Raw genomic sequence first — 12,260 nt, 5'->3', positions numbered from 1 at the left:
CAGCGGAAGACCTGAATGATCCTGACCTCGACCGACAATCAACCCGATCTGCCGCGCTATTTTGCGCAGGTCTTCGCGATGGCAGACAAGTTGCGGAAGGGCCGTGTGGATTTCATCCTGCCCGACGGGCGGCATTTTCGCGCCGAGGGCAAAGAGCCGGGTCCGGTGGCCGAAGTGCATGTGCACAACCATGACCTTTTTGCCCGACTGATCCGGGACGGCGATCTGGGGTTCAGCGATGCCTATCTCGAAGGCTGGTGGAGCACGCCCGATCTTCAGGCCTTCATGGATTTCGTGCATGGTGAAAACAACGATGTCTATGACAGCTTTCCGGCCATAAAGTTCGTGCGCTGGTACGAATTGCTCCGGTTCTGGATGCAGTCGAACTCCAAGCGTCAGGCCAAGCGGAACATCAGCCACCATTACGATCTGGGCAATGATTTCTACGCGCTTTGGCTGGATGACACGATGACCTATTCCTCGGCCATGTTCGAGACCGGGCAGGAGAGCACCGAAAGGGCGCAGATCGCCAAGTACAAGAGCATGGTCGACCAGATGGGTGCGCAGCCCGGCGATCACGTGCTGGAGATCGGCTGTGGCTGGGGCGGGTTTGCGGAATATGCCGCCAAGGAGCGGGGGCTGATGGTCACCGGGCTGACGATCAGCGAACAGCAGTACAATTACGCGGTGGCGCGGATTGCCAAGGCAGGTTTGTCGGATCGTGTGACCTTCAAGCTGCAGGATTACCGGGATGAAACCGGTCAGTATGACGGCATCGCGTCGATCGAGATGTTCGAGGCGGTTGGTCAGCGCTATTGGCCGACCTATTTCAAGTCGGTGAAGAACTGCCTCAAGCCGGGCAAGCACGCGACGCTCCAGATCATCACCGTCGAGGAATCGCGCTGGGAGATTTACAATCGCGGCGTTGATTTCATTCAGAAATATATCTTCCCCGGCGGCATGCTGCCCAGCCCCGCCGTGCTGCGACAGGAAATCGAGGCGGCGGGTCTCAAGGTCGCGCAGTCCATCGAGTTCGGTGAAAGCTACAGCCAGACGCTGCGGCGCTGGCACGACACGTTCAACGAGAAATGGGATCAGGTGTCAGCCATGGGCTTTGACGACCGGTTTCGCAGAATGTGGAATTTTTATCTCACCTCTTGCGCGGCGACCTTTCGTAGCGGAAACTGTGATGTGACCCAGATCACAATTACGAGACCCAGCTGAATGCCAACCGCCGCCAAAGCCATCGCTGCTCTGTGTCTGGCCGCTTTGGGATATCTGGCGTCGGAACTGGTGAAGACGCTGCTTCCGGTCAGCACGTATTTCGGTAATTTCTCCATATACAACGCCATAATCGGAGCATGTGTCGGCTGGATCGTGGTGGGCACGCGGGCTGGGCGGGGCACTCGGGACGCGATTGCAAACGGATTGACCGGGGTGGCGGCGCTGATCTTCTGGTGTGTGTTCGTCCATGCCAGCCTCGAGATGTTCGACCAGTCGATGAAGCGCCGGTTTGACGGCCCGGTCGAGGCGTTCTCGGCGATTTTCGAGATCGGCATCGAATACGGCGCGCTGCTGATGAACCCCATGATGATCTCGACCTTCCTGGTCGGAGCGCTGCTTACGGGGTATTTTTCGGAATACGCGGCGCGGCGCTGGAAATAGAGCGGTTTGTCTGACCTGTTCTTCTACGGCACGCTGTGCCACGTTCCCGTGCTGGAAGCCGTGCTGGGTGTCGGGCCGAATGCGCTGTCCGAACGGTTGAACCCGGCGGTTTTGCCAGATCACCGCGTGTCCTGGGTCAAGGATCAACCCTATCCGATGATCGAGAAAGCACCGGGTCACACCGCGCCCGGAGTGATCCTCGAAGCTGTGACAGAAGATGAAGAAGATCGCCTAAGATATTACGAAGGCGCATTTTCCTATCATCTGAGCGAAGTGACGGTTGTTGAGTCTGGCACCGAGACTACGGCGCTTTGTTTTTATCCGATGTCGCATGATCAGACCCGAGGCGCGGAGTGGGTGCTGGGCGACTGGGTGCGCGGCTGGGGTGAAATGGCCGTGGGTGCCGCGCGCGATGTGATGGCGCGCCGGGCACGGTATGACGCGGAAACAGCGGCCAGCCTGCGTCCGTTCCTGATGGCACGGCACTGGTCGCGGATGATCGCGCGGGCAAATCCCGGCCCGACCACGCGGCGACACAAGAACACCGCCGGGGATGTGACCCTGCACGAGCGCGCCGAAGGGTATCGCGGGTTTTTCGAACTGGCGGAGTTTCGGTTCGACCATCAGCGGTTCGACGGCACCCGCAGCCCGCGCGTGATGCGTGAGGCGTTCCTGGCGTTCGATGCCGCGTTGGTGCTGCCTTATGATCCGGCAAGCGATCAAATCCTCCTCGTCGAACAGCTGCGGTTCGGTCCGCTGTGGCGCGATGATCCGCAGCCCTGGGTGTTCGAGCCCATCGCCGGTCTGGTCGATGCGGGCGAGGAGCCCGCCGACACTGCGCGGCGCGAGGCGATGGAGGAAAGCGGATTGCGGCTGGGCGCACTGGAGCCAATGGTGCGGGTTTATGCATCGCCCGGATATTCGACCGAGTTTTTTCATTGTTTCCTGGGCGTTGTCGACCTTTCCGAATTCACTGCGTCAAGCGGCGGTCTGGCATCGGAACACGAGGATATCCGCAGCCATGTCATGCCCTTCGACGCGGCGATGGGGTTGGTCCGGAGCGGCGAGATCAATGCGGGGCCGCTGGTGATGATGCTGTACTGGCTGGCAGCGGAACGCGGCAGATTGCGCGCCTCGGCTTGAGTTCCTCGGCCAGCGGTCTTACACCCTGACCAAACACATCTGACGGGGGCATCATGCGTTTTGCGGGCGAACTGGCCGAGGCAGTCGGCAACACTCCTTTGATCAAGCTGCGCAAGGCCAGCGACCTGACGGGATGCACCATCCTCGGCAAGGCGGAGTTCCTGAATCCCGGCCAGTCGGTCAAGGATCGCGCGGCGCTTTTCATCATCAGGGATGCGATCGAAAAAGGCTTGCTGAAACCGGGCGGCACCATCGTCGAGGGCACGGCGGGAAATACCGGCATCGGGCTTGCGCTGGTGGGCGCGTCGATGGGGTTCAAGACGGTGATCGTCATCCCCGAGACGCAGAGCCAGGAAAAGAAGGACATGCTGCGGCTGGCGGGGGCCGAACTGGTCGAAGTGCCTGCGGCACCCTACAAGAACCCCAACAACTACGTGCGCTATTCCGGCCGTCTGGCCGAAGAAATGGCGCGGCGCAGCAACGAGGGTGTGATCTGGGCCAACCAGTTCGACAATGTCGCCAACCGGCAGGCGCATATCGAAACCACCGGTCCCGAGATCTGGAGCCAGACCGATGGCAAGGTGGACGGGTTTGTCTGCGCCGTGGGGTCGGGTGGCACGATTGCGGGTGTGGCAGAGGTGCTTCAGCCCAAGGGTGTCAAGATCGGTCTGGCCGATCCGATGGGAGCGGCGCTTTATTCGTACTATACCACCGGCGAATTCAAGTCCGAGGGCGGGTCGATCACCGAAGGGATCGGGCAGGGGCGGATCACGGCGAATCTCGAAGGGTTCACACCGGATTTCGCCTACCAGATCCCCGATGACGAGGCGCTGCCCATTGTGTTCGACCTGCTGGCCGAGGAAGGTCTGTGCCTTGGCGGATCGTCCGGCATCAACATCGCCGGTGCGATGCGCATGGCGCGCGATCTGGGGCCGGGCCACACCATCGTGACGATCCTGTGTGACTATGGCACGCGCTACCAGTCCAAGCTGTTCAATCCCGACTTCCTGCGTGAAAAAGGCTTGCCCGTGCCCGATTGGATGCAGGCCGCTCCTCTGGATATTCCGACCGTCTTCGAGGAATCATGACCCGGCTTCTGGCAGCGCTGCGGGCGGCAACGCTTCTGGTTCTGCTGGCGTCGGCGTCTGTCTGGGCGCAATCGACGCAAATCGACTACGACGCGTGGAGCGACGTTGCCTCCCGCGCCGAAGCTGCCCTAGAAACAGGTGATGTACCCACCGAGACCCTCGAGGAACTGCGTTCGGACCTGTCGGGGTATCGCGACCGGCTGCTGAGCCAGCAGAACGCCGGAGACCCGAGGCTGGGAACCTTGCAATCCCAGCTTGATGCCTTGGGGCCGCCGCCAGAGGAGGGGTCCGAACCCGAGGAAATCGCGCAGCGCAGGCAGGACCTGCGGGACCAGATCAGCCAGCTCCAGGCGCCGCTGATGCGGGCCGAAGAGGCGTATAACCGCGCCAACGGCCTGATCGCCTCCATCGACGAGGTCATCCGCTCGCGCGAGACGGAACGCCTTTTGGAACGCGACCCGGGGCCGTTGGATCCGCGTTTGTGGGGGCCGGCGATCACCAGTGTCATTTCTCCGTTCCGCGACATTGCCCGCGAGGTGAGGACCAACTGGGCCGACGAGTCGGTGCGTGAGAAAGTGTTCGACCAATTGCCGGTGATCCTCGGGATCATCGCGTTCTCGATGCTTCTGGTGTTCCGTGCGCCCAAGCTGATCGACCGTCTGGGAGCCTGGCTGCGTTCGCGTACCCGCAGGGGCACCGGCGTCTGGAGCACGCTTCTGGCGCTGTTGCGTCTGGCCGTGCCCACGATAGGGCTGTTCCTGTTCGTGCTGGCGATCACCATGAGCGGTCTGGTCGGGACGCGTGGCACCCAGATCATCTTCGTGCTGCCTTACATGCTGTTCGTCGTGCTGCTGGCGCGCTGGTTGGCCGTCGAGACCTTTTCGAGCGATGACGAGATCAACACCATCCTGCTGTCGCAACAGCGCCGCACCGAAGCGCGGTACTACGTCAATTCCCTGTCCTGGCTGCTCGCGCTGAATGCGATGTTCACCTATCTCACCGAGATCGGTGAATGGGCGGACGAGACACATGCGGTGCTTGGGTTCGTCATCCACCTGCTCTGCGGGTTGATCCTGTTCCGGTTGGGCCAAATCCTGCGCCGCACCGGGCCCGAGGGGGTCACGAGCGAGGACGGCGCCGAGGAAAGCCAGCAGCTGACCTTCCCGTCCCGCCTTGCACGGCTGGCGGGGCAGGGTGCGATGCTGGTCGGTATCGCGGGGCCGATCCTGTCGGGGGTCGGCTATTTCAACATTGCCGAAGCGCTGATCTTTCCGACCATTTTGACGCTCGGTCTGTTTGCGCTGCTGTTGATGCTGCAGCGCCTGATGCGCGATCTCTACCATCTCTTCACCGGTACGCCGCTGGACGAAAACCAGAGCCTGTTGCCGGTCATCTCGGGCAGCGTGCTGACGGTTGCGGCGCTGCCGGTGCTGGCGCTGATCTGGGGCGCGCGGGTGGCCGACCTGACCGAGCTTTGGGCGCGGTTCCAGGCGGGGTTCTCGTTTGGCGAGACGCGGATTTCGCCCACCGATTTCCTGACCTTCGCCTTTGTCTTTGTCATCGGTTACGTCCTGACCCGGCTGTTGCAGGGCGGTTTGCGCGGGTCGGTCCTGCCCAAGACGCGGCTCGACAAGGGCGGGCAGACCGCCATCGTGTCGGGCACCGGCTATCTTGGCATCTTCCTGGCGGCCATCGTCGCGATCACCGCGGCGGGCATCGACCTCACCGCGCTGGCCTTTGTTGCCGGTGCGCTGTCGGTCGGGATCGGTTTCGGCCTGCAGAACATCGTGCAGAATTTCGTGTCGGGGATCATCCTGCTGATCGAACGTCCGATTTCCGAGGGAGACTGGATCGAGGTGAATGGCCAGCACGGCACGGTGCGCGACATCTCCGTGCGCTCGACCCGGATCGAGACCTTTGACCGGACCGAGGTGATCGTGCCGAATGCCGATCTGGTGTCCAATTCCGTGACGAACTACACGCGCGGCAACACTCTGGGTCGTCTGGTGGTGGATGTCGGCGTCGCCTATGGCAGCGACACCCGCAAGGTCGAGGACATCCTGTTCAAGATCGCCCGCAACCACGACATGGTGCTGATGAACCCGGAACCTTTTGTGCATTTCAAGGGGTTCGGCGCGGATTCGCTGGAATTCGACGTGCGGATGATCCTTCGGGACGTGACCAAGATCCTTGTGGTGCGGACAGAGGTGAACCACCAGATCACCGAGGCGTTCCGCAAGGAGGGGATCGAGATTCCCTTTGCTCAGCGTGACATCTGGCTGCGCAACCCCGAAGCGCTGCCCGGTGCGCGGGCCGGGAATGAATCTTCCGAGGAGCCGACATCGTGACCGACGCCCAGGACCCGCTTTTTCGCACCGACGCCTATGCCCGCGAGGCGACGTCGCGCGTGGTCGCCCACACCGAGGAAGGCGGTGTCATCCTCGACACGGCGCTGTTCTATCCGACGGGGGGCGGTCAACCGGGGGACAGCGGCTGGATCGACTGGGACGGCCGGACACTGGCCATTGCGACCACGGTCAAGGGCGATGCCGGGACCAGCGTGCTGGTGCCCGCAGAGCCGGTCCGCCTGCCGCCCATCGGCGCGCATGTGGTTCAGCGGCTGGATTGGGAACGGCGGTTCAAGCACATGCGGGTGCACACCGCGCTGCACCTGCTGTCTGTGGTCATCCCGCTGCCGGTCACCGGCGGCGCCATCGGGGCAGGGCGCGGGCGTCTGGATTTCATGATGCCGGAGCCACCCGAGGACCGCGACGCGCTGGAGGACACGCTGAACCGGCTGATCGACCGTGACCTCGTGGTCAGCGAAAGCTGGATCACCGATGCCGAGCTGGAGGCGAACCCGTCGCTGGTCAAGACCATGTCCGTGCAGCCGCCGCGCGGCAGCGGACGGGTGCGGCTCGTGCGGATCGGAGAGGGCGAGGAGCAGGTCGATCTGCAGCCCTGTGGTGGCACCCATGTCGCCCGCACCGGCGAGATCGGACGCGTCGTCTTTGGCAAGATCGAGAACAAGGGCAAACAGAACCGCCGCGTCAACATCGCCCTCGACACATGATGCAGCGCGCGCTGTTTCTTGCGGTTGGCGGCTTCGTGATTGTCGTGGGGCTGGTTCTGCTGGTGGCACCGTCCAGCTATTTCCAGCTATACGCGACCAGCTACGTGCCCGGCATGGATTTCCCCGCCCGCCGGTTTTCCCCCGCCGTGCTGGCGCTTGGCGTGGTTCTGGTCTCTGCGCGTGGGCTGGCGCCAGGTCCGTTTCTGGCCACGCTCTGCCTGATCGGTGCGCTTGCGTTTCTGGGTGTGGCGGCGACCGGGATCACTGCCTGGCAGACCGGGACCGCGCGCCCGGCCATTCTGGGCGCGGCCGCCATCGAGATCGCCATCGCGGGTGTTTTCCTGTGGCTCTGGTTCCGCACACGCGGCGTTTGATACAAACTTGCCATATATCTGAACAATCGCCCTTGCATCCCCCCAACGGTTTCTTCTAAACACCGCCTCGGACAGGTGGCCGAGTGGTCGAAGGCGCGCGCCTGGAAAGTGCGTAGGCGGGTGACCGTCTCGAGGGTTCGAATCCCTTCCTGTCCGCCACATTCAGACACCGAATCCGTCCAAGGGCCCCGATTGGGGCCTTTTTTCTTTTTGTTTCAAAGGGCGTTGGCTGGGCGATCCGCCTTCCGGAGACTGGGCGCTCGACGCAGAATGGGTCTCCGAATGGCCCGTGTCTCTCTTCGAGCGCCCCTTGACGGTCACGGGACGGCGTAAAACATCCTCGCATTTCCAATGGGTTGCCGCGTTCATGGGTTCGCCCCGTTCGCGAAATATTCCGGTGACGGAGACCGACACGAAGGCGCAGGGCGGTCGGAAGGACGGCTCTGCGGCGGCCGATCCCCAAGTCCGGCGGAAGCGTCCGAAGCGAGCCAGGACCCTGCCGGAAGTCTCTGATGACAAACAGACTTCGCGCCCATAGCCTGGCGCAATGTCGAACGGGCCCTGGACGGATGAAGAGAACGACCTGATCGTCGCGGATTACTTCGCGATGCTGGCCGACGACATCTCCGCGCGCCGCTACAGCAAGGCCGAGCATCGCCGCGCGCTGCTGCCGCTGCTGAACGACCGGTCCGAGGGGTCCGTCGAGTTCAAGCATCAGAACATCAGCGCGGTGCTGAAGGGGCTCGGCGAGGACTGGATCCCTGGCTACAAGCCCGCATTCAATTTTCAGATGACGCTGGTGGATGCCGTGGCGCGGTGGCTGGCGCTGAACCCGGCCTGGCTCGGGCGCCAACCTCGGTTGCAACCCGCCGCTGGCCTACGCGAGGCGGCGCAGATCTGGATCGGGCCGCCGCCGACGTTGTCGAACCAGCCGCCTCCGCAGGAGTTGGACCAGATGCTGCACATCGCGCGCAAGTTCGACGTGGCGGGCCGGGACGAGCGCAACCGGGCCCTCGGACGCGCGGGAGAGGAACGTGTGCTGGGGCACGAGCGGGCGGCCTTGCGGACGGCCGGACGGGACGATCTGGCGCGCAAGGTGCGCTGGGTGTCGGAGGAGGATGGCGACGGCGCGGGCTACGACATCGCGAGTTTCGCCCCGGACGGGCTACCCCGGCTGATCGAGGTCAAGACCACGAACGGATGGGAGCGCACGCCGTTCCACATCACCCGCAACGAACTGGCCGTGGCCGATGAGCGCCGGTCGGAATGGCGTCTGTTCCGGCTGTGGAATTTCTCACGCGAGCCGAAGGCGTTCGAACTGCACCCGCCACTGGACGCGCATGTCTCGCTGACCGCAACGGCGTTTCAGGCGAGCTTTCACTGAGCCTTAGTCGAACACCCGCTCCGGCTGTGCGTGCCATGGCAGGGCCGCGACATCGGTCAGTTTCAACAGGGTCACAGCGGGCACCTCCCGCTTGTAGACCAATCGCTTGAGGACCCCCGGCGCGAGATAGGCAAGCCGCAGCTGTCGACTGACATGGCGTTCGGCCAGCCCGACGGCTTTCGCCAGATCGGTGACCGTGTTGAATTCGCCAGCTTCCATGCGCCGCCGCCAGCCCCACGCCCGGCCGATGGCGCGCAGGATATGCGGATCCTGTGTCCGGTCTTCGCTGGGCAGATAGGTGGAGGGCGGCATGATCTTCGGCCGACCGTTCTGCTTGCGGACCTTGAGCGGCACGAAGATCTGGATGGACTCGTCGGGTTTCATCATTCCGCCGCCACCTTCTTTCGTGGCGCCATCATGTCGCGCATGACGCCCGAGACGCCGTCGGTCCGGACATCAATGACCAGCCCCTCGGACGTGACGGTGACCCGGCGCACCAACAACTGCACGATCCGGGTCTGCTCCGCAGGGAACAGCTGGTCCCAGACGTCCTCGAACGTCTGCAGCGCGGAGATCACGTCGGCCTCGGCGAAGGCGTGACCCTCGCGCGCCAAGTGGGCAATGACCTGTGCCGTGATCGACGGCGCGCGCATCACCCGCCGCAACTCGGTCACCACAGCCGCTTCCACGAGGTCGGCAGGAAGGCGGCGCGGGATGCCCGCGTCGCTGGGTTCGCGATTCTTGATGACGTCCATCGAGACGTAGTACCGGTATCGCCGCGCGCCCTTCTTCGTGCTGCTCGGGGTCATGGCGGCGCCCGTGGCCGTGAAGATCAGCCCCTTGAGCAGCGCTGGCGCCTGCGCGCGGGTGTTGTTGGCGCGCTTTCGCGGGTTCTGTCGCAAGATGGCATGGACCTGATCCCACAGCTGCGCGTCGATGATGGCCGCATGCTCGCCGGGATAGGCCTTGCTCTTGTGGACCGCGTCGCCGCGATAGACGCGGTTCACCAGCACCCTGTAGAGATATCCCTTGTCGACCAAGGTGCCCTGCTTGTTGCGGACCCCCTTGCGGCGCAGTTCACGGGCCAGCACGGTCGCTGATCCGACCTCGACGAACCTCTCGAAGATGCCCCGCACGGTAGCGGCCTCTTCCTCGTTCACCACGAGCTTGCGGTCCTTTACATCGTACCCGAGCGGGACATAGCCGCCCATCCACATGCCCTTCATTCGGGAGGCGCGGACTTTGTCACGGATGCGCTCGGCTGTGACCTCGCGCTCGAACTGCGCGAAACTGAGCAGGATGTTCAGCGTCAACCGCCCCATGGACGTGGTGGTGTTGAAGGACTGCGTCACCGACACGAAGGTCACGCCGTTCCGGTCGAACACCTCGACCAGCTTCGAGAAGTCCATCAGCGACCGCGACAGGCGGTCGATCTTGTAGACGACCACCACATCGATCAGGCCGTCCTCGATGTCGGCCAGAAGCTGCTTGAGGCCGGGCCGTTCGAGCGTCCCGCCCGAGATCCCGCCATCGTCATACTGATCGCGGACCAGCGCCCAGCCCTCGGAGCGCTGGCTGGCGATGTAGGCCTCGCAAGCCTCTCGCTGGGCGTGCAGGCTGTTGAACTCCTGCTCCAGCCCTTCCTCGGAGGATTTGCGCGTGTAGATCGCGCAGCGGTGGCGGCGGACGGGATTTTCGCGTTGATCCATCAATCATTCCCCCGCTTTCGTTCGCGTAACCCGAAGAAGCGGTAGCCATTCCAGCGCGTCCCGGTGATCGCGCGCGCGATCGCGGACAAGGATTTGTAGGGGCGGCCTTGCCATTCGAACCCGTCCCGCAGGACCGTGATCGTGTGCTCGACCCCGTTCCATTCTCGGATCAGCCTCGTGCCGACCACGGGATTGCGAGGATCGGCGATCTGGCTCTTGCGTGTCAGGGTGCCGCTGACCTCGTCGGCCAGCAGGTCCAGCATGCGCCGAGTTTCGCGATCAGGGCCTCCATACGTCAGCTCCTGAATGCGGTAGGCCAACCGGCTCTCGAGGAACGCTCGGCTGTTGTTCGGCGCCGCCGTGGCAAAGATCATCTGCCACTCCGACTTCAACTGGGTGACGGACAAGGACTTCAGCGCGGCCAGGCGCGCGGGGATGGGGTCGGGCTTCGTCATGCGTTTCTCCGGTGAGTTGGAGTTGCATGACGGCATTGGTCGTCGGGATAGTGTAGGCGACGTTCTCCAGTATTGTCAGATACTTCGCGGCCATCCTTACCAAGCAGCCGAACCAACCCGAGCGCCAGCAGGCCGCAGAGTTCGGCGCGGCGTTCGGCGGGGGTCATCTTGTTGGGAGGGAAGGGGTTCATTGCAGTACCATTTGAAAAGCGTTTTGAACAGGGAAACGCTATGCGGTCAGCCGATAAAAACAATCGGAAACAAACGCTTATCTGGTTTCTGCGCGCTGCTTCGAAATCATTCATAGACGCGCCAAGCGATTGTTTCTCCTCAAGCGTGTTTTTTTTATTTACCAATTACTAAAAAGGGAGTCATTGTCCGGGACAGAGTGAACAATTGAGTGCGCAAGAGGCGCCGGTTCGGGGGAAAATTTGATTGGCGTGTGTCTACCGGATTCGATCACTGATAACTTTGGAAGCAGAATAAATGGGGCATCAGCGTCTTGGTAGAATGCCGGCATACCGCTCCTTGCCTGAAATCATTCGGTACATTGTGGACGGCGGCATTCCGACCGAGGCGGTGGCCGATCAGATTACCGAATTTGGTCGGGAAGCGCTGAAATTTGCTCTGAAAGACGATGTCTTCATCGAAGCGCTCTGGTTGCTCATTCGCTTGCCTCAGGCAGCTGCGGCCAAAGACTCACCAAAGTCACTGGGCGAAATCGGCATCGACGGCGCCACGCCCTCGTCGGTTTCTGAAATCCTGTTTCAGTATGACAATGCTGTGGAGCGCGTTCAGCGTCGGATCCACCAAGGGAATACAGACCTCGGGGAGATCGCCCGCCGCGCTGGTCTTTCGGCGTTGGCGGAGGGCATGCAATCGAACCTTCCATCTCTGTGGAGCCCCAGCGCGAACGATGTGCGGGCTTCACTCGCCGGGTTGAAGGGCACGCATAAATTCGCAGCCTTGGCGCAGACGTTTTACGCCAACTTTGTCGAGCGCGTTATCCACTATTACGTGGATCGAAACCTCCACAACATGGTCGGCCCGGGCCGCATTGCGCATTCCGTCCATGACCTCGAGAGCTTTGACAGTGCGGTCCGTCGGCATTGCAATGAGGCTGCCCTCATCATGCGGACATTTGCCAGGGATTGGCTGGGGAAAAACCACTATCGCGATGGCAGGGCGATTTCCCGAGTGGATGCGCGGGCGTTTTCTTCCCACGCGGTTGAGAAAATCACGACCGAACTCGCACTACGGAGAGGGAAAACGTGAAGCAGTACTTGATCGAATGCGGTGTGACCGCTGCCTCCTGCAAGGAGGCAATTGCCATGAACGTCCATGGTCCGGGCAAGAACGTGAACCTCCG

12 protein-coding genes and 1 tRNA gene are annotated in these 12,260 nt (G+C 62.5%); 10 read left to right on the top strand and 3 right to left on the bottom strand.

The annotated features are described in order from the left end of the window. Window positions 1-15 precede the first annotated feature (15 nt). The 9 genes from IEV82_RS09910 (at window position 16) to IEV82_RS09870 (ending at window position 8,727) form a co-directional block, all read left to right on the top strand. The gene (locus IEV82_RS09910; protein ID WP_188481877.1) at window positions 16-1,224 is read left to right on the top strand and encodes an SAM-dependent methyltransferase; all 1,209 of its coding nucleotides are present in this window, start codon (window positions 16-18) and stop codon (window positions 1,222-1,224) included. Then, on the top strand, window positions 1,225-1,665 hold the full coding sequence (locus tag IEV82_RS09905; RefSeq protein WP_188481876.1) for a TrgA family protein: 441 nt from the start codon (window positions 1,225-1,227) through the stop codon (window positions 1,663-1,665). It begins immediately after the preceding gene. Between the two features lie 6 nt (window positions 1,666-1,671). Continuing rightward, on the top strand, window positions 1,672-2,808 hold the full coding sequence (locus IEV82_RS09900; protein WP_188481875.1) for an NUDIX domain-containing protein: 1,137 nt from the start codon (window positions 1,672-1,674) through the stop codon (window positions 2,806-2,808). 53 nt (window positions 2,809-2,861) lie between these two features. Further along, window positions 2,862-3,896 (top strand): cysteine synthase A, encoded by a 1,035-nt coding sequence (locus IEV82_RS09895; protein ID WP_188481874.1) that lies wholly within the window; start codon window positions 2,862-2,864, stop codon window positions 3,894-3,896. Continuing rightward, window positions 3,893-6,244, top strand: a complete 2,352-nt coding sequence (locus IEV82_RS09890) for a DUF3772 domain-containing protein (protein ID WP_188481873.1) — start codon at window positions 3,893-3,895, stop codon at window positions 6,242-6,244. The genes IEV82_RS09895 and IEV82_RS09890 overlap by 4 nt, the downstream gene beginning before the upstream one ends. Beyond that, window positions 6,241-6,969 carry an alanyl-tRNA editing protein gene (locus IEV82_RS09885; RefSeq protein ID WP_188481872.1) on the top strand — a complete coding sequence of 243 codons (729 nt, stop codon included), beginning with the start codon at window positions 6,241-6,243 and terminating at the stop codon, window positions 6,967-6,969. Before IEV82_RS09890 ends, IEV82_RS09885 begins: the two co-directional genes overlap by 4 nt. Beyond that, window positions 6,969-7,343 carry a hypothetical protein gene (locus IEV82_RS09880; RefSeq protein WP_188481871.1) on the top strand — a complete coding sequence of 125 codons (375 nt, stop codon included), beginning with the start codon at window positions 6,969-6,971 and terminating at the stop codon, window positions 7,341-7,343. Before IEV82_RS09885 ends, IEV82_RS09880 begins: the two co-directional genes overlap by 1 nt. Before the next feature lie 69 nt (window positions 7,344-7,412). Then, window positions 7,413-7,502 (top strand) — tRNA-Ser (locus IEV82_RS09875). Window positions 7,503-7,890: 388 nt separating this feature from the next. Then, a complete protein-coding gene (locus tag IEV82_RS09870) occupies window positions 7,891-8,727 on the top strand; it encodes a protein NO VEIN domain-containing protein (protein ID WP_188481870.1) in 837 nt (278 codons plus the stop codon). 3 nt (window positions 8,728-8,730) lie between these two features. Here IEV82_RS09870 and IEV82_RS09865 read toward each other — a convergent pair whose 3' ends face one another. Genes IEV82_RS09865 through IEV82_RS09855 form a run of 3 tightly spaced genes read right to left on the bottom strand, consistent with a single transcriptional unit; the run spans window position 8,731 to window position 10,891 of the window. Beyond that, the gene (locus tag IEV82_RS09865) at window positions 8,731-9,114 is read right to left on the bottom strand and encodes a ParB/RepB/Spo0J family partition protein (RefSeq protein WP_188481869.1); all 384 of its coding nucleotides are present in this window, start codon (window positions 9,112-9,114) and stop codon (window positions 8,731-8,733) included. Beyond that, complete coding sequence (locus IEV82_RS09860; protein WP_188481868.1) at window positions 9,111-10,436, bottom strand: recombinase family protein; 1,326 nt, start codon at window positions 10,434-10,436, stop codon at window positions 9,111-9,113. Before IEV82_RS09860 ends, IEV82_RS09865 begins: the two co-directional genes overlap by 4 nt. After that, window positions 10,436-10,891, bottom strand: a complete 456-nt coding sequence (locus tag IEV82_RS09855; RefSeq protein WP_188481867.1) for a DUF2924 domain-containing protein — start codon at window positions 10,889-10,891, stop codon at window positions 10,436-10,438. Before IEV82_RS09855 ends, IEV82_RS09860 begins: the two co-directional genes overlap by 1 nt. Before the next feature lie 528 nt (window positions 10,892-11,419). Here IEV82_RS09855 and IEV82_RS09850 point away from each other — a divergent pair. Then, window positions 11,420-12,166: a hypothetical protein gene (locus tag IEV82_RS09850; RefSeq protein WP_188481866.1), complete on the top strand. Its 747-nt coding sequence runs from the start codon at window positions 11,420-11,422 to the stop codon at window positions 12,164-12,166. Window positions 12,167-12,260: the final 94 nt, after the last annotated feature.

It is taken from the genome of Marivita lacus (assembly GCF_014637725.1).
Taxonomy (GTDB): Bacteria; Pseudomonadota; Alphaproteobacteria; order Rhodobacterales; family Rhodobacteraceae; genus Marivita; species Marivita lacus.
Note: the sequence above shows the minus strand (reverse complement) of the source record. Positions and strands in the feature narration are given on the sequence as shown.

Excerpts from the sequence above, each read along its gene's own strand:
- IEV82_RS09910 (WP_188481877.1), top strand. The coding sequence starts at position 16 with ATGATCCTGACCTCGACCGACAATCAACCCGATCTGCCGCGCTATTTT.
- IEV82_RS09905 (WP_188481876.1), top strand. The coding sequence starts at position 1,225 with ATGCCAACCGCCGCCAAAGCCATCGCTGCTCTGTGTCTGGCCGCTTTG.
- IEV82_RS09895 (WP_188481874.1), top strand. The coding sequence starts at position 2,862 with ATGCGTTTTGCGGGCGAACTGGCCGAGGCAGTCGGCAACACTCCTTTG.
- IEV82_RS09890 (WP_188481873.1), top strand. The coding sequence starts at position 3,893 with ATGACCCGGCTTCTGGCAGCGCTGCGGGCGGCAACGCTTCTGGTTCTG.
- IEV82_RS09880 (WP_188481871.1), top strand. The coding sequence starts at position 6,969 with ATGCAGCGCGCGCTGTTTCTTGCGGTTGGCGGCTTCGTGATTGTCGTG.
- IEV82_RS09870 (WP_188481870.1), top strand. The coding sequence starts at position 7,891 with ATGTCGAACGGGCCCTGGACGGATGAAGAGAACGACCTGATCGTCGCG.
- IEV82_RS09865 (WP_188481869.1), bottom strand. The coding sequence starts at position 9,114 with ATGATGAAACCCGACGAGTCCATCCAGATCTTCGTGCCGCTCAAGGTC.
- IEV82_RS09860 (WP_188481868.1), bottom strand. The coding sequence starts at position 10,436 with ATGGATCAACGCGAAAATCCCGTCCGCCGCCACCGCTGCGCGATCTAC.
- IEV82_RS09855 (WP_188481867.1), bottom strand. The coding sequence starts at position 10,891 with ATGACGAAGCCCGACCCCATCCCCGCGCGCCTGGCCGCGCTGAAGTCC.